Annotated in this window: 14 protein-coding genes and 1 pseudogene; 9 read left to right on the forward strand and 6 right to left on the reverse strand. The window is 70.7% G+C overall.

The genetic code is table 11. The annotated features are described in order from the left end of the window. The first annotated feature begins 103 nt into the window (after positions 1-103). From P0Y41_RS06485 to P0Y41_RS06515, 7 genes and pseudogenes are all read left to right on the forward strand, one after another. Positions 104-994, forward strand: coding sequence for a Rieske (2Fe-2S) protein (locus P0Y41_RS06485; protein ID WP_284063139.1), 891 nt, complete (start codon positions 104-106; stop codon positions 992-994). Between the two features lie 55 nt (positions 995-1,049). After that, entirely contained in the window at positions 1,050-1,412 is a 363-nt protein-coding gene (locus P0Y41_RS06490; protein WP_284063140.1) for a DUF8113 family protein, read from the forward strand. 158 nt (positions 1,413-1,570) lie between these two features. After that, positions 1,571-2,563 carry an anthranilate phosphoribosyltransferase gene (gene trpD / locus P0Y41_RS06495; RefSeq protein ID WP_345783201.1) on the forward strand — a complete coding sequence of 331 codons (993 nt, stop codon included), beginning with the start codon at positions 1,571-1,573 and terminating at the stop codon, positions 2,561-2,563. Further along, positions 2,563-3,219: pseudogene (locus tag P0Y41_RS06500) on the forward strand (phosphoribosylanthranilate isomerase). Before trpD ends, P0Y41_RS06500 begins: the two are co-directional and overlap by 1 nt. After that, positions 3,216-4,940 carry an anthranilate synthase component I gene (gene trpE, locus P0Y41_RS06505; protein ID WP_284063142.1) on the forward strand — a complete coding sequence of 575 codons (1,725 nt, stop codon included), beginning with the start codon at positions 3,216-3,218 and terminating at the stop codon, positions 4,938-4,940. The pseudogene P0Y41_RS06500 and the gene trpE overlap by 4 nt, the downstream one beginning before the upstream one ends. After that, on the forward strand, positions 4,937-5,533 hold the full coding sequence (trpG, locus tag P0Y41_RS06510; protein WP_284063143.1) for an anthranilate synthase component II: 597 nt from the start codon (positions 4,937-4,939) through the stop codon (positions 5,531-5,533). Before trpE ends, trpG begins: the two co-directional genes overlap by 4 nt. 41 nt (positions 5,534-5,574) lie before the next feature. Then, positions 5,575-6,861, forward strand: coding sequence for a hypothetical protein (locus P0Y41_RS06515; RefSeq protein WP_284063144.1), 1,287 nt, complete (start codon positions 5,575-5,577; stop codon positions 6,859-6,861). Positions 6,862-6,900: 39 nt separating this feature from the next. On the opposite strand, the gene P0Y41_RS06520 is transcribed toward P0Y41_RS06515, so the two are convergent. Next, positions 6,901-7,452, reverse strand: a complete 552-nt coding sequence (locus P0Y41_RS06520; RefSeq protein WP_284063145.1) for a peptidylprolyl isomerase — start codon at positions 7,450-7,452, stop codon at positions 6,901-6,903. Positions 7,453-7,572: 120 nt separating this feature from the next. Between P0Y41_RS06520 and P0Y41_RS06525 the strand changes: the two genes are divergently transcribed. Continuing rightward, positions 7,573-8,634, forward strand: a complete 1,062-nt coding sequence (locus tag P0Y41_RS06525) for a succinylglutamate desuccinylase/aspartoacylase family protein (RefSeq protein ID WP_284063146.1) — start codon at positions 7,573-7,575, stop codon at positions 8,632-8,634. A 41-nt stretch (positions 8,635-8,675) separates the two neighbouring features. Here P0Y41_RS06525 and P0Y41_RS06530 read toward each other — a convergent pair whose 3' ends face one another. Together P0Y41_RS06530 and P0Y41_RS06535 are read right to left on the reverse strand one after the other, a co-directional pair. Continuing rightward, a complete protein-coding gene (locus P0Y41_RS06530) occupies positions 8,676-9,200 on the reverse strand; it encodes a hypothetical protein (protein ID WP_284063147.1) in 525 nt (174 codons plus the stop codon). An 86-nt stretch (positions 9,201-9,286) separates the two neighbouring features. Continuing rightward, positions 9,287-10,396, reverse strand: a complete 1,110-nt coding sequence (locus P0Y41_RS06535) for an anthranilate phosphoribosyltransferase (protein ID WP_284063148.1) — start codon at positions 10,394-10,396, stop codon at positions 9,287-9,289. A 146-nt stretch (positions 10,397-10,542) separates the two neighbouring features. Between P0Y41_RS06535 and ahbB the strand changes: the two genes are divergently transcribed. Beyond that, entirely contained in the window at positions 10,543-11,607 is a 1,065-nt protein-coding gene (gene ahbB, locus P0Y41_RS06540) for a siroheme decarboxylase subunit beta (protein ID WP_284063149.1), read from the forward strand. A gap of 33 nt (positions 11,608-11,640) precedes the next feature. Here the strand turns inward: ahbB and P0Y41_RS06545 are convergent, their stop codons facing one another. The 3 genes from P0Y41_RS06545 to P0Y41_RS06555 all read right to left on the reverse strand — a co-directional run bounded on the left by P0Y41_RS06545 (position 11,641) and on the right by P0Y41_RS06555 (position 14,612). Then, the gene (locus tag P0Y41_RS06545) at positions 11,641-12,411 is read right to left on the reverse strand and encodes a class I SAM-dependent methyltransferase (protein WP_284063150.1); all 771 of its coding nucleotides are present in this window, start codon (positions 12,409-12,411) and stop codon (positions 11,641-11,643) included. Positions 12,412-12,519: 108 nt separating this feature from the next. After that, complete coding sequence (locus P0Y41_RS06550) at positions 12,520-13,593, reverse strand: dipeptide epimerase (protein WP_284063151.1); 1,074 nt, start codon at positions 13,591-13,593, stop codon at positions 12,520-12,522. Then, positions 13,590-14,612, reverse strand: coding sequence for an N-acetyltransferase DgcN family protein (locus P0Y41_RS06555; protein WP_284063152.1), 1,023 nt, complete (start codon positions 14,610-14,612; stop codon positions 13,590-13,592). The genes P0Y41_RS06550 and P0Y41_RS06555 overlap by 4 nt, the downstream gene beginning before the upstream one ends. Between the last annotated feature and the right edge of the window lie 254 nt (positions 14,613-14,866).

The following is a 14,866-nucleotide window of genomic DNA, read 5'->3' on the forward strand; positions in this document are numbered from 1 at the left end:
TCCCGTTTCGATACCGCCCGGTTGGCGTGCGACAGAATCGGCGGAAGGCGCCCGAGTTCGCCCTTTCGTCAGGCTTTTGCGTGGTGGCTACCGAGAAGGAGATATGAGCGCAGACGACGACAAGTACCCCGGCGAGTCCGGTCGTCGCCGGTTCGTCAAGGGCGTCGTGGGCGGAGCGGCCCTCGCGGGCGTCGGGGCCACCGGGTCGGCTGCCGTCAACAGCCTCACCACCTCCCCCGGACGCGGTGGGGGTGCCACCGAGGCGATGGCTATCGAGAACACCGCAGGGCCGGCGCCACGCGGCATGCCGCAGGTCCCCGTCGAGATCCAAAGCGACGGCACAATCAAGGGAGTCTGGCCGGAGGTGTCGACCCGTGAGCAAGGCGGGGTCACGATCAACATCGCCGAGATGGACATGGGCGGCAAGACGTACTCCTCCGAGTGGTTCCAGTACTGCGGCGTCGAGACGTACGAGGGGATCCAGCCGCAGTACGAGTCGGACAACGTGTTCTACGTCGGCGGCTCCCCGGGCTTCGAATGGCAGAGCGACATCGAGTCGGGCACCGCCCTCAACATCGACATGTTCGACGACTACGAGACCTGGGGCAACGGGATCGGCGTCGAGGGCATCGGGAAGGCCGGAACCGCCAACTGGCGCTCGCAGGACACCGAGGACACGATCCCCGTGAATATCCTCCGGTCGACGGTCATCGAACAGCTCGCGGAGAACGGGGAGGCGCCCGCCCCGGACCAGGACGAGCCGTACACCGTCACCTCCGACGTGCAGCAGTGGCTCCAGGCGTCGACCTCTCAGGGCGTCATCGCGTGGCTCAACAAGTGTACGCACTTCTGCTGTGTCCCCGCGTTCAAGGCCGAGGGCGGCGTGAAGTTCAACGCCTCGAACGAGGTCTACTGCCCGTGCCACCAGTCGGTGTACGAGCCGTTCAGCATCGTCTCGACGCTGTTCACCGCGCGTCCGCGCCCCGACGAGTAGTCGAGCGCCGACCGCACCCGACCGGTTTTTCCTCGCTGCCCGCGACGACCCGACCGTGAGCGACGACACTCCCGACGCGACCGACGACGACACCGCCGGCGGCGACCCGCCCGCGGACCGAACGTTCGATCGCGAGCTCGCGGCCGCCCGCGCCCTCCTCGACGACGCCGACGACCTCGCCGCGTTCCACGTCGGCGTGGTCCGCGGCGACCGCGTGGACACCACGACCGCCCGCCGCAGCGAGGGCGAACAGGCTGGACTGGAGACGCTGTCGCTGTTGGCCTCCCACCTCCGCACCGTCGCCGACGAGGCGGGCGTCGACGCCGAGACGGTCGCGGCCGACGCCGCCAGCCTCGCGAACGCGGTCGAGGAGTTCCCGACAGACCCGGACACCGCTCGCGACGACGACGGAGAGTAGGCCGCCGACGGCTGTCCGCCTCACGTTCGATCCCCGCTCCGCGTTCGGCCGCCAGCGCCGGCCACGCACCGGTCGCCCGTCACCCGCGACAGCCTTATTGCGATGCACACATTCGTACATCGTACGACCAACACCGACACCGGTGACATATAATGAGTATACAAGAGTACATCGAGCGCGCGACCGAGGGAGAGAACCTGAGCGTCGCAGAGGCGCGGGAAGCGTCGACACGGGTCTTCGAGGGGGCGACGGAGGCGCAGATCGGCGCGCTGCTGGCGGCGCTGCGCGCGAAGGGGGAAACCGAGGCGGAGATCGCCGGGTTCGCGCAGGGGATGCGCGAGGCCGCGCGGACGATCGAGCCCGACGCCGGCCCGCTCGTCGACACCTGCGGCACCGGCGGCGACGACTACAACACGATCAACGTCTCGACCACGTCGGCGATCGCCGCCGCCGGCGCGGGCGTCACCGTCGCCAAACACGGGAACTACTCCGTCTCCTCGTCGTCCGGGTCGGCGGACGTGCTTGAGGTCGCGGGGGTCGAGGTCGACGCCGAACCACCGGCGGTGGAGGACGCCATCGAGCGCGACGGCATCGGCTTCATGCTCGCGACGGTGTTCCACCCCGCGATGAAGGCCGTCATCGGCCCGCGAAAGGAACTGGGAATGCGCACGGTCTTCAACGTCCTCGGCCCGCTGACGAACCCCGCGGGCGCCGACGCGCAGGTGCTCGGGGTGTACGACCCCGACCTCGTGCCGACCATCGCCGAGTCGCTCACCCACATGGACGTCGAGCGGGCGCTCGTCGTCCACGGCGACGGCATGGACGAGATCGCTCTCCACGGTCCGACGACGGTCGCCGAGGTCGACGGCGACGAGGTGACGGAGTTCACGCTCACGCCCGAGGACATCGGGCTGGAGCGCGCCCCTGTCGCCGACATCGCCGGCGGCACGCCCGAGGAGAACGCCGAGGACCTGGCGGGAATCGTCGAGGGCGACGTGACCGGCCCCAAGCGCGACGTGATCCTCGCGAACGCCGGCGCCGCCGTCTACGTCGCCGGCCTCGCCGACTCGATCGACGAGGGCGCCACCGTCGCCGCGAACGCGATCGACGAGGGCGACGCCGCCGCGACGTTCGAGGCGCTCCGGGACTGATGGTCCGCGTGAAGATCTGCGGCGTCACCAACGGCGCCGACCTCCGCGCGGTCGCCGACGCGGGCGCCGACGCCGTCGGCGTCATCTCCGAGGTGACGGTGGACACCCCCGCGAGGTCGACCTCGCGCAGGCCGCCGAGTTGACCTCGACGGCGCCGCCGCTGCTCACGACGGTGCTCGTCACGATGCCCGAGACGCCCGAGAACGCCGTCGATGCCGCCCGGACGGTGACGCCCGACGTGGTCCAGCTCCACGGGGAGTTCTCCCCGGACGAGATCGGCTACATCCGCGCGGAAACGGAGGCGAAGGTCGTGCCCGTCGTCGACTACGACGAGCCAGAACGCGTGCGGGCCCTCGACGAGGCGGCCGACGCGCTGCTGGTCGACTCCACCGACGCGGACGGCGGCGGCGGCACCGGCGAGACAGGCGACTGGGGCGCCGCGGCCGACCTCCGACGCGAACTCATCTCCCCCGTGATCCTCGCGGGGGGCTCACCCCGAGAACGTCGCCGAGGCGGCCGCGACGGTCGAGCCGTTTGCCGTCGACGTGGCCAGCGGCGTCGAGCGCTCGCCCGGCGCGAAGGACCACGCCGCGGTCTCGCGGTTCGTTCGCAACGCCGGGCGCGCGCTCGGCGAGGCGGAGGAGGTGTACGAGTGAGCGACGGTGCGGACGTCGAAACCGACCACCTCTCGCGCTCGCGCGAGGAGTTCGTCGACCTGGTCGAGTCGGCCGACGGCGCCGACCCTCGGGTCGTCCACGAGACGGCGACGCTCGACGTGGACGTGGAACCGCTGACCGCCTACGCCGCGCTCGCGGACCGGTCGGACCACTCGTTCCTGCTTGAGAGCGCCGAGAAGGTCGCTTCCAGCGACCCGGACGGCGCGTTCGCCCCGAGTTCGCACGGTCGCGGTCGCGACCGCGACGGCGCCCGCGGCGACGGCGGCGCCGCCGGGACCGACGGCAGCGCCGAGCGCCACGCCCGCTACTCGTTCGTCGGCTACGACCCGGACGCGGTGATCGCGGTCGGCCCCGACGGCACCGACCTGGATCGGCTGGGACCAGCCGCCGACCACGTCGACCTCCGCGGTCCCGAGGCCGGGGACACGGTCGACCGCGTGCGCGCGGCGCTGCCCGACGTGACGCGGGTCGGCTTCCCCGACAACGACCGACAGACGCTCGACGGCGGCCTCGTCGGCTTCCTCGCGTACGACGCGGTGTACGACCTGTGGCTCGAAGAGGTCGGCGTCGACCGCCCCGACCCGGTCGTCCCCGACGCCGAGTTCGTGCTCACGACCCGGACGCTCGCGTTCGACGACCGCGAGGGGAGCGTCTCGCTCGTCTTCACGCCGATCGTCGGCGGCGACGACGACCCCCGGGCGGTGTACGACCGCCTGTCGGCCGAGGCGGCCGACGTGGCGGCGACGCTGCGCGACGCCGACGCGCCGGACGCGGGCGGCGTCCGCGTCGACCGCGAGACCGCCGGCCCGCGCGAGGAGTACGAGGAGGCCGTCCGCGAGACGAAGGAGGCCGTCCTCGACGGCGAGGTGTATCAGGGCGTCATCTCCCGGACGCGGACGCTGGAGGGCGCCGTCGACGACCTCGGCCTCTACGAGTCGCTGCGGGCGGTGAACCCCTCGCCGTACATGTACCTGCTGCGCCACGGCGACCGCTCGGTGATCGGCGCCTCTCCGGAGACGCTCGTCTCCGTCGACGGCGACTGCGTCGTCTCCAACCCCATCGCGGGCACCATCCGCCGCGGCGCCTCGCCCGTCGAGGACCGCCGGCTGGCCGGCGAACTGCTGGCGGACGGGAAGGAGCGCGCAGAGCACACGATGCTCGTGGACCTGGCGCGAAACGACGTGCGTCGGGTGAGCGAGGCGGGGAGCGTCCGCGTCGAGGAGTTCATGAACGTCCTGAAGTACAGCCACGTCCAGCACATCGAATCGACCGTCACGGGCACGCTCGCGGCCGACGCCGACGCGTTCGACGCGACCCGGGCGACGTTCCCCGCCGGCACCCTCACGGGCGCGCCGAAGGTCCGCGCGATGGAGCTGATCGACGACCTGGAACTGGAGCCGCGGGGCGTGTACGGCGGCGGCGTCGGCTACTACTCGTGGAACGGCGACGCCGACTTCGCCATCGTGATCCGGACGGCGACAGTGGATCACGGGGTGGACAGCGGCGGGGTGGACTCGCTCACGGTTCGCGCAGGCGCCGGCATCGTCGCCGACTCCGACCCGGCCGCCGAGTACGAGGAGACCGAACAGAAGATGGCGGGCGTGCTCGACGCCGTCGACCGGATCCGCGTCGGCGCCGACGGCGGCGGCTCCGACCGCGAAACCGGATCCGACGGCGACGCGCCGGAGGTGGAGCGGTGAACGTCACCGTCGTCGACAACTACGACTCGTTCACGTACAACCTCGTGGAGTACGTCTCGGACCTCCGAGTCGGCGGCGACACGCCCGAGATCACGGTGTTGAAAAACGCCGCGACGCTTGCGGCGGTGCGCGACACCGATCCCGACGCGGTGATCATCTCGCCGGGACCGGGCCACCCGAAGCACGACCGCGACGTGGGCGTGACGATGGCCGTCCTCCGGGAGCTCTCTCCCGAGGTTCCGACGCTCGGCGTCTGTCTCGGCCTCGAGGCCGCGGTGTACGAGTACGGCGGGACCGTCGGCCACGCCCCCGAGCCGGTCCACGGGAAGGCGTTCCCCGTCGATCACGACGGCGACGGCGTGTTCGCCGGGCTGGATCAGGGCTTTCGGGCCGGCCGCTACCACTCGCTCGTCGCCACCGAGGTGCCCGACTGCTTCGCGATCACGGCGACGACCGACCACGACGGCGAGGAGCTTGTGATGGGCGTGCGCCACCGCGATCACCCGATCGAGGCGGTGCAGTTCCACCCCGAGTCCGTGTTGACGGCGGTCGGCCACGACGTGATCGAGAACTTCCTGGCCGAGTGCGTCTGAGTAGGAGAAGACCTATCAGTCGCCAGTGAGGACCACGCGGTATGGTCCCCGACCTCCCCTCCCCGAGCAGGCGTGGCTTCATCGCGGGCGCCGGCCTCGCGCTCGTCGGCGCGACGGCAGCCGTCGGCGCGACGAAGCCGACCGCCCTCCCCGACCCCCTGACCGATCACGCGTCGAAGTACCTCCCCGATCCCACCGACCACCAGTGGCGGCCACCGGTGCGCGAGGCGCACGCCCGCGACGCCGTCGAGCGGCTGGCGAGCGAGGTCGAGCGGGGTCGCGACCTGTGGGACGACCTCGACACCGACGAACGGTTCACCGGCGACGGCGGCTGGCTGGAGGACGCCCGGGAGTACCTCCAAGCGGGGCGCTACCGCGAGGCCACGGTGTACGCCACCGGCGGGATGCAGTTCGCCGCCGAGGACGTCGGCTTCGCGCTCGCCGAGCTCGACCGCCCGGAGGCCGACCCCGAGCGGCTCGCCGAGCGTGGCGAGGCGCTCCGGGACCGAGCGACCCGGCTCGGCGAGGAGATCAGCGACTACCGAGTCGTCGAGCCCGGCCGCGACCTCGGGTGGTACCACGAGATCGAGCGGCGGATCCGACTCGTTCGGCTCGACGCCCACGAACGCGACCCGAACCGCGAGCGCGAGTACGACGCAGACGAGATCGGGTCGATCCGCGCCGGAAACCGCCAGGCCGCACAACGCGTCCGCGACGCCGAGCACTACCGCGAGCAGCTGGACAAGCTCGTCGGCGACGACGAGGGCGAGCCGTGGGCCGACCGGGTCGAACGGCTCGACGCGCGGTATCGCGAGGCGATCGCCGAGTTCCCGAGCCGAGACGACGTCCGCGAGTCGGTCGAGGCGATCGAAGACGAGCACGGTCCCGGCCCGTACTACACGGCCCGCTGGAAGCTCTCGATGTGGTGTTACGACGGCGACTACTACGTCGCGGAGTGGGACGAGGGGCTGAGTCTGGTGAACGCGGTCGCGGCCGCGCAGGCCCTCGTCCAGCGGCGGGCCCACGACCGCGCCGTCGACGCGCTCGTGATCGACCCCGAGGACGACGGGTTCGACTCGGGCCACGTCGTCGGCGAGAAACGGGCTGCGATGAAGCGGTTCCGGCGGGTCGTCGGCGACGATCCGGCGCCGCTGCTGGCGGTTCTCACGGCCCGCGCTGGCGAGGACATCGACGTCGCGGAGGTGGGATTCGCCGGGAGCTACGAACGCCCGATCTGGCGCGACCGCGTCGACGCCTACTGCTACGCGCTGATCGCCCGGATGAAACTGAAGGAGTACCCGCAGGTGTACGGGCGGTTCGTCGAATAGAACCGGCGGGTCGGTGGCGTCCGAGACGCCGAGGTCGGCCTACCGGTCGACGGTGACGCGCTCGATCTTCACTTCCTCTCGAGGCTCGTCGTTGCGGTCGGTCGGCACCGAGCCGATCTCCTCGACCACGTCCATCCCGTCGACGACCTCGCCGAAGACGGCGTGGCGGCCGTCGAGGTGGGGCTGGGCTGCGAGCGTGATGAAGAACTGCGAGCCGTTCGTGTCCGGGCCGGAGTTCGCCATCGAGAGGACGCCCGCGCCGTCGTGCGTGAGGTCGTCGTGGAACTCGTCGTCGAACTCGTAGCCGGGGCCGCCGCGGCCGGTCCCGGTCGGGTCGCCGCCCTGGAGCATGAAGTCGGAGATGATCCGGTGGAAGACGACGCCCTCGTACAGCGAGTCGCCGCGGATCTCGCCGCTTTCGGGGTCCTCCCACGTCGTCGTCTCGACGTCGGGCTCCTCGCTTGCGGCGGGGTCGTGCTCGGCGAGGTTGAGGAAGTTCTCGACCGTCGTCGGGGCGCGGTCGGCATACAGCTCGATGTCGATGTCGCCGTGAGTCGTGTGCAGCGTGACGTGCGGCAGGTCGTCGCTCATACCACCCTCCAGACGGCGAGCGGGGGAAAGTCGTTCGGCTTCGGCTTCGGCGGTCGGATCCCTGTCCGTGCACGGGACGACGAGCCACAGCTACAAGCCGCCGGCCGCGGAAGTCCCGCCATGGCAGACCACGAAGCCGAGCGCGTCACGCTCGCGCGCCTCCCCTCGGGCGTCGCCATCGAGACCACCGTCCACACCTACACGCCCGAGTCTGGCGTCGACGGCGACGAGTCGAACGCCCGCCCCGCGGTCTACGTGCAGGCGGCCCAGCACGGCCGCGAGATCAACGGCGCCGCCGTGTGTCGCCAGCTCCACGACGACCTCGTCGCCGCCGACCTCGCGGGCGCCGTCCACGTCGTTCCCGTCGCGGACCCGCTCACCTTCGATACGGTCTCGTACACCACCCCGGAGGCGTACGACTCGGTGAACCCGAACATGAACCGCTGTTGGCCCGGCGACGCGGACGGCACCCTCCACGAGCGGATGGCGGCGACGCTGTGGGAGTACGCCGGCGCCGCGGACTTCATCGTCGACCTCCACACCGGGAGCCGCGACATGCTCACCCACACAGTCTACCTCCGGGGCGACGACGACTGCCGCCGGCTCGCGGAGGCGTTCGGCACGGACCTCCTGCTGGCGGAGTCGGCCGGCGAGGACGCCGACGAGGAGTGGGCCAGTCGGAACTTCGGCGGGAAGCTCCGCGTCGCGGCGACCCGGGAGGGGATCCCCTCGATCACCCCCGAGTTAGCCCACAACAAGGAACTCGTCGACGACGCGATCGAGACGGGGGTCGAGGGGACGAAGCGGGCGCTCCGACACGCGGGCGTGCTTGACGACGCCGAGGCGAGCGAAGCGAGCCGAGGCTCGTCGGACTCGTCCGACGGAGGGGGAGCCGTCCCCGCGTGGGACGGCACCCGCGCTCGCAACCACCTCGGTCGGGTGACCGCGAGCGAGTCGGGGCTGTTCCGCGCGGCCGCCGACATCGCCGTCGGCGACGAGGTCGTCGAGGGAAGATACGTGGGGGAAGTGTACGACCCGACGACCTACGAGGTGCGCCAGGAGGCGACGGCCGACCGCTCGGGGATCGTTTACTCGGTCGCCCGCGAGGCGACCGTCACCGCGGGCCAGACGCTCGTCGGTATCGCGATTCGGCTGGACGACGAGGAGCGAGAGATGGAGTGAAGCCTCGGGTACCGCCCGACCCGAGCGATCGTGAAGTCGACTCAGCCGCCGGCGACGACGGGTGAGGCCTCGCCGTCGCCCCGCTTGAGCAGGACGAGGGTAAACCCGCCGGCGACGACCCCGAGCGCCGTCATATAACCGAGGAAGCCGACGTACCACTCGACGCCGAAGAGACCGGGCGTCCAGCCGATGAGCGCCGGCAGCGACGCGCCCGCCGCTTGCGTGACGAGTGCGACGACGAGCGCGGCCATCCAGCCGCCGATGAGGAGGCGACACACCTCCCGCCACGGCGCCACCGAGACGCCCTTGGCCACGGCGCCGCCGATGCCGACCGGGACGTACAGAAACGCGAACCCGAGCGCGAGCGGGAGCGCCGCGGCGTCGGGCGGGAGCCCGAAGCCGGCCCCGGTGCCGGTGAAGACGCCGACGAGCGCCAGCATCGCGCCCAGCGCGCGGTCGTGGCCGATCAGCCTGCCGAGGACGTACGTCGACAGCGCGAGCAGGACGACCACGGCGCTGGCCGCGAGGAAGAACAGTTGATACAGACTCGCCGGTCCCACGGCCATGCTGCGTGGACGGGTGCGACGCGAGGGCTTAATCCTCACGCGCCGTATTTCACGCCTGAGAACCGGGGATCGTCGGACCGCACCTCTCAGAACGCGCGGAGGTCCTCGAGCACGGCCGCCGCGGCGCCGTCGTCGATCGCCTCGTGTGCGAGGTCGAGGCCCTCCTCGATGCTGTCGGCGTCGTCCCCGGCGTAGAGACGGAAGGCGGCGTTGAGCGCGACCGCGTCGCGCCAGTGGTCCTCCCGCTCGCCCGCGAGGACCTCCTCGGTGAGCGTCGCCGAATCGACGGCCACGTCGTCGACCTCCAGGTCGGCCTCCTCGAAGTCCATGCCGTACTCGGCCGTCTCGATCTCGAAGTCGGTGAACGAGTCGCCCTCGCTGCCGTCGGCACCGTCCGCGTCGCCTCCCGCGTTCCACTCCGCGACTTTCGTGTACCCGGGACGGATGTCGTCGTAGCCCTCCATCCCTTGGAACATGATGACGCGGTCGAGGTCGTGGAAGTCGCTCTCGACGAAGGTGTCGACGACCTTCTTCGCGAACGCGAGGTGGTAGAACGAGCCTAGGTGCGTCGAGGCGCCCGCGGGGTTGGCGAGCGTCTCGATCGTGTTGACGAACGACCGGACGCCCATCATGTCGCGGCGCTCCCACAGGTCGTCGATCGCGGGGTTGAACGTCGGCTGGTAGTAGAAGCCGAAGCCGGTGTCGTCGACCATCTCGGCGGAGTCGCGCGGCGTCAGCTCGGTCGCGATCCCCAGTTCGTCGAGGACGTGCTTGTAGGCGTCCTGTTTTTGCGTGGGGACGCGGTCGCCGGAGTGGACGACGACGGGCGTGCCGGCGCCGGCGGCGACGATGCCCGCGGCGGCGCCGAGGATCGCCGTCTCCCCTTTGCCGTCGTAGTTGGCGCCACAGTCGACGGGGTCGACCTCGGGCTCGGCGTACTCGACGCGCGCGCACATCTCGTCGACGTACGCCGCGAGCTCCTCGGGGTTGTTGCGCTTCCAGCGGTTCGCCAGCCAGAAGGCGCCGAGCGTCGTGTGATCGGGTTCGCCCGCGAAGATCCGGCGCATGGCCTCGGTCGCTTGGGCGCGGGTCATGTCGTCGGCCGACTTCGGCCCGGAGCCACACACCTCGGTCATGAGCCGCTTGAGCGGCCACTCGCCGAACGCCTCGTCTTCCTCGGTGGTCGCCTTCGCCATGCTCGATCGAAGGGACGTTCGCCGCAAAAACCACCCGGTTGCTCGCAGAACCCGAGATCGATCCCGAGGGACCGAGGACGGGCCCGATTGATCGGCGCCCCGGTACGAGCGAAACCGGTAGGTGCCGCCGGTCCCTACGACGGGTAATGAGTAGCGCCGAGGGCGACGGGGCGGACGCGGATCCAGCTGACGACTGGCGCGCCGGGCTCGACGACATCGACGCGCGGTTGATCGACGACTACCAGAGCGGCTTCCCGGTCGTCGAGCGCCCGTTCGAGGTCGTCGGCGAGGAACTCGGGATCGACGAGGCCGAGGCGCTGGATCGAGTGAAGCGGCTCCGCGAACGGGGCGTCTTCCGGCGCTTCGGCGCGGTGCTCAATCCACCCGTGATCGGCTCCTCGACGCTGGCGGCCGTCTCGGCGCCCGAGGACCGCTTCGACGAGATCGCGGAGGTGATCAACGGCTACCGGCAGGTGAACCACAACTACCGCCGCGATCACGAGTGGAACCAGTGGTTCGTCGTCACCGCCGCGAGCCGGGAGACGCGCGACCGGATCCTCGCGGACATCGAGGAGCGCACCGGCTGTGCGGTGCTGAACCTCCCGATGCTGACCGACTACTACATCGACTTAGAGTTCCCCGTCTGGAACGACGACGCGTTCGCGAGAGAGTCGCTCGACTCGACGGACGCCGGAGCGACCCGCATCTCCGAGAACGCGACCGGGGACCTCTCCGCGCTGGATCGGGCGCTCCTCGTCGAGATCCAAGACGGCTTCCCGCTGACGGCGACGCCGTACCGCGACGTGGCCGACGCCCTCGACGCCGACGTGTCGGACGTGCTCGCGGCGATCGAGCGCCTGCTGGCGGACGGCTGCATCAAGCGGATCGGCTGCGTCGTGAACCACATCGTCACCGGTTTCCGGAACAACTGCATGGTCGTGTGGAACGTCCCCGACGACCGCCTCGACGAGTTGGGGGAGTCGGTGGGCGAACTCCCGTACGTGACGCTGTGTTATCACCGGCCGCGCCGTCCCGAGCAGGACTGGGAGTACAACCTCTTCACGATGGTCCACGGCCGCGAGGCCGACGCCGTCGACGCGAAGATCGACGAACTCGCGAGCGAGCAGCTCCCCTTCGATCACGAACGCCTCTACTCGACGGCGACGCTGAAGCAGACCGGCGCGCAGTACGAGGAACTGGTCGGGGAGTAGGCGGAAGCGGCCTCCGACCTCGGTCCCGACGCCCTACCGCGCGACCGCTCGGAACCGCACGCTCCGGGGGATCTCCCACAGCACGTCCGGGCGGTCGCTCTCGGACGGGTCGCCCTCGGCGACCGGGTCGTTCACGTGTTCCAGCATCCGGTTCACCTCGAAGCCGGCGTCGCGGAGGGCGTTGTACACCTGTGCGACGGTGCGGTCGAACAGGACCAGCGTCGACTCGTACCCATCGTCGACCGTGACCTCGCGCGGACCGGCGTCGAGGTAGCTCCCCGCCAGCGTCCGCGTCTCGGCGTCGAGTGCCTCGTACAGCGGATGCGGGAGGCTGAGCACGAACACGCCGCCGTCGCGGAGGACCCGACGGGCCTCAGCGAGCGCCCGGTCGAGATCCGGGACCATCTGGAACGCCGCCTCCGAGGAGGCCAGATCGAACGCGCCGTCGGGCAGCGGGAGGTCGGTCACGTCGCCCTGCACGAACCGCGCGTCGACGCCGTAGAAGTCGCGAAGCCGGCGGGCGTGTCGGAGCTGTTCGCCGGAGAAGTCGACGCCGACGACGGTGTCGGCTCCCGCTCGGGCGGTACCGACGCTGCCCTGTCCGCCGCCGCAGCCCAACTCGACGTAGTCGGTTCCCGCGACCGAGTCGAGCGGGTCGGGAGCCATCCCGCCCGGGCGGTCCGTGTCGAACGGCGACGGCGCCGGCGGGAGGTCGCCGTCGGCGGTGGTCGCGTTCCAGTACGACTGAAACTCGTCGCTCCACTCGTCCCACAACCGACGGTTCTCCAGACGGTGGTCGCTCACGACGGCTGTGTTCGGTCGCGCGATATCAGCGTTTCGTCGGCGTGAGAGTTTCACACACTGATATCGTCCGGACCGCTCGACCGTCACGGTCTGTGGCCGCGGTCTCGCTCACTCCGTTCGCTCGACCGCGCCCGTTCCGCTGCGCTCGACCGCCCTGAGGTCGATCCGCCCGTCCGGCATCGGCACGCCGTCGAACGGGTCCGCGTCCTCGGCGAGCAGCAGGCTCCCGTCCAGATCCGCGTAGTCGAGCAGCGGCCCGAGGTGACAGCCGGCGGCGATGGCGGCGTTCGACTCCACCATACAGCCGAGCATCACCTCCAGCCCGTGGGCGCGGGCGGCGTGGATCATGCGCTTCGCCTCTAGCAGCCCGCCGCACTTCATGAGCTTCATGTTCGCGATGTCGCAGCGATCCGCGATCCGGGGGATATCCGCGAGCGTGACGCACGACTCGTCGGCGGCGATCGGGAGGACCGAGCGCTCGTAGGCGTCCTTCAGGCCCGCGGGGTCACTCGCGGGGAGCGGCTGTTCGATGAACTCCACGCCACGTTCCGCGAGCCACTCGCTCTTGCGGGCGGTTTCGCGGGGCGTCCACGCCTCGTTGGCGTCGACGCGGAGGGTGGCGTCGGGCGCCTCCTCGCGCACCGCCTCGACGACCTCCCGGTCGCGGTCGGTGCCCAGTTTCAGCTTGAGGGTGGCGTAGCCCGCGTCGACCGCCTCGCGGGTTTTCTCGCGCATCACGTCGGTGTCGTCGATGCCGACGGTGAACGACGAGGTGGGCGCTTCCCCGGGGTTCAGTCCCCAGAGGCGGTACAGCGGGACGCCGAGGCGCTTCGCGACCAGGTCGTGCAGCGCGATGCTCACCGCACACCGGGCGGCGGGGTTGTCGGCGACGACGCCCTCCATTCGCCGCTCGATCTCGGCGAGCGCGTGCGGGTCGCCGACGGCCTCGACGGCGGCGAGCAGATCGGGGAGGACCGCCTCGACCGTCGCTGCGGTCTCGCCGTAGTGGCTGGAGGGGGCGGCCGCGCCGACGCCGACCATTCCGCCCTCGTCCTCGACGCGGACGATCACGTTCTCGGCGGCGGTGGTGGTGCCCCGCGAGATGGTGAAGTCGTGTTCCAGCGGCAGGGACACGCGCTCGAAGGAGGTCGAGAGCGAGGTGGAGGACGGCGCTCCAGTCATCGGATCGCCTCCAGTACCTCGTCGGCGCCGAGGCGAATCAGGTCAGTCGCGGGCGCGTCGATGTCGTCGGCAAACGCCTCGATCGCGTCCTCGGCGGCCGCGTCGTCGTCGATGTCGACGGTGTTGAGCGCGCCGGCGACGACCTCGGTCTCGTGGACGGGCGCCGCGAGCGACTCGTAGAGGTCGACGTACGCCTCGATCGGCGGGAGTGCGGTGTCCTCGTAGCCGTGGATCGCCTCGCGGCCGGCGGCGTGACAGAGGACCAGTTTGTCGGCCATCGCGCCGTGGAGGATGCCGCAGGTGACCGCCGAGTAGGCGGGATGGACGATGCTCCCCTGCCCCTCGACGACGAGCAGGTCGTGCTCGTCGCCCTTCTCGAGGATCATCTCCTCGACGGCGCCGGCGGTGAAGTCGGAGACGACGCGGTCGACGGGGTTGCCCCAGCCCTCGATCATGATCCCGGTCTGCCCGGTCGGGATCGCGCAGGCGTCGATTCCAGCGTCGCGGGCGGCCTCGACCAGTTCCATCGTCGCGGTCATCTTCCCGACCGAACAGTCGGTGCCGACGGTGAGGACCACGTCGGCGTCCACCTCGTCGGCGCGCCCCTCGGCGACGCCGATGTCGCGGTCGGGACGGCGCACGTCCCACAGCTCGACGCCGTGTTCGGCCGCCAGCGCGGAGAGTTTGTCGTCGTCGTCGAGGAAGTAGTGGAGTCCCGAGATCACGTCGCACCCCGCCTCGATGGCCGCCTCCACGTCCGGGCGCCACGACTCGTCGAAGCCGCCGCCGATGGGGGCGATGCCGATCACGAGCGCGTCCACGTCGCCCGGCACATCCGCGAACGAGGCAACGACGGGCGCATCGGGTACCGCCGGGAGGTGGTCGGCGACGCGCTCGCCGGGGCGGTCTCGGTCGAGGACGGCCGCCACCTCGTAGTCGGCGTAGCGGATGATCCCGTTGGCGGTCTTCGAGCGGTCCGGGAACTTCTCGTGGGCGAGGACGGCGACGCGGTCGGACATGCGATGAGATCCGTGAGGGCCCGTCTTAAATCGGACTCACGCGGGCGGATCAGCCGGGAACTCCGGGTCTGATGAAAGAGATGTGGAACAGGTCGACTACGAGTTGGACGGCGATAGCCGCCGCTGCACCGGCGACCACACCGACGGCCGTCACTATCGACGGTGACCATGTCGACGGCGCGACCACCACCGCGCCGAGACCGACCGGTCCGACTACAGGCACGTCCGGCCGATTTCACCGCCTCTTACCCGAC

The sequence above is a fragment of the Halobaculum halobium genome, assembly GCF_030127145.1.
GTDB classification, from domain to species: domain Archaea; phylum Halobacteriota; class Halobacteria; order Halobacteriales; family Haloferacaceae; genus Halobaculum; species Halobaculum halobium.

What these genes read in the sequence shown, in the direction of transcription:
- P0Y41_RS06485 (WP_284063139.1), top strand. Translation starts at nt 104, where the DNA reads ATGAGCGCAGACGACGACAAGTACCCCGGCGAGTCCGGTCGTCGCCGG.
- P0Y41_RS06515 (WP_284063144.1), top strand. Translation starts at nt 5,575, where the DNA reads ATGGTCCCCGACCTCCCCTCCCCGAGCAGGCGTGGCTTCATCGCGGGC.
- P0Y41_RS06520 (WP_284063145.1), bottom strand. Translation starts at nt 7,452, where the DNA reads ATGAGCGACGACCTGCCGCACGTCACGCTGCACACGACTCACGGCGAC.
- P0Y41_RS06525 (WP_284063146.1), top strand. Translation starts at nt 7,573, where the DNA reads ATGGCAGACCACGAAGCCGAGCGCGTCACGCTCGCGCGCCTCCCCTCG.
- P0Y41_RS06530 (WP_284063147.1), bottom strand. Translation starts at nt 9,200, where the DNA reads ATGGCCGTGGGACCGGCGAGTCTGTATCAACTGTTCTTCCTCGCGGCC.
- P0Y41_RS06535 (WP_284063148.1), bottom strand. Translation starts at nt 10,396, where the DNA reads ATGGCGAAGGCGACCACCGAGGAAGACGAGGCGTTCGGCGAGTGGCCG.
- ahbB (WP_284063149.1), top strand. Translation starts at nt 10,543, where the DNA reads ATGAGTAGCGCCGAGGGCGACGGGGCGGACGCGGATCCAGCTGACGAC.
- P0Y41_RS06550 (WP_284063151.1), bottom strand. Translation starts at nt 13,593, where the DNA reads ATGACTGGAGCGCCGTCCTCCACCTCGCTCTCGACCTCCTTCGAGCGC.
- P0Y41_RS06555 (WP_284063152.1), bottom strand. Translation starts at nt 14,612, where the DNA reads ATGTCCGACCGCGTCGCCGTCCTCGCCCACGAGAAGTTCCCGGACCGC.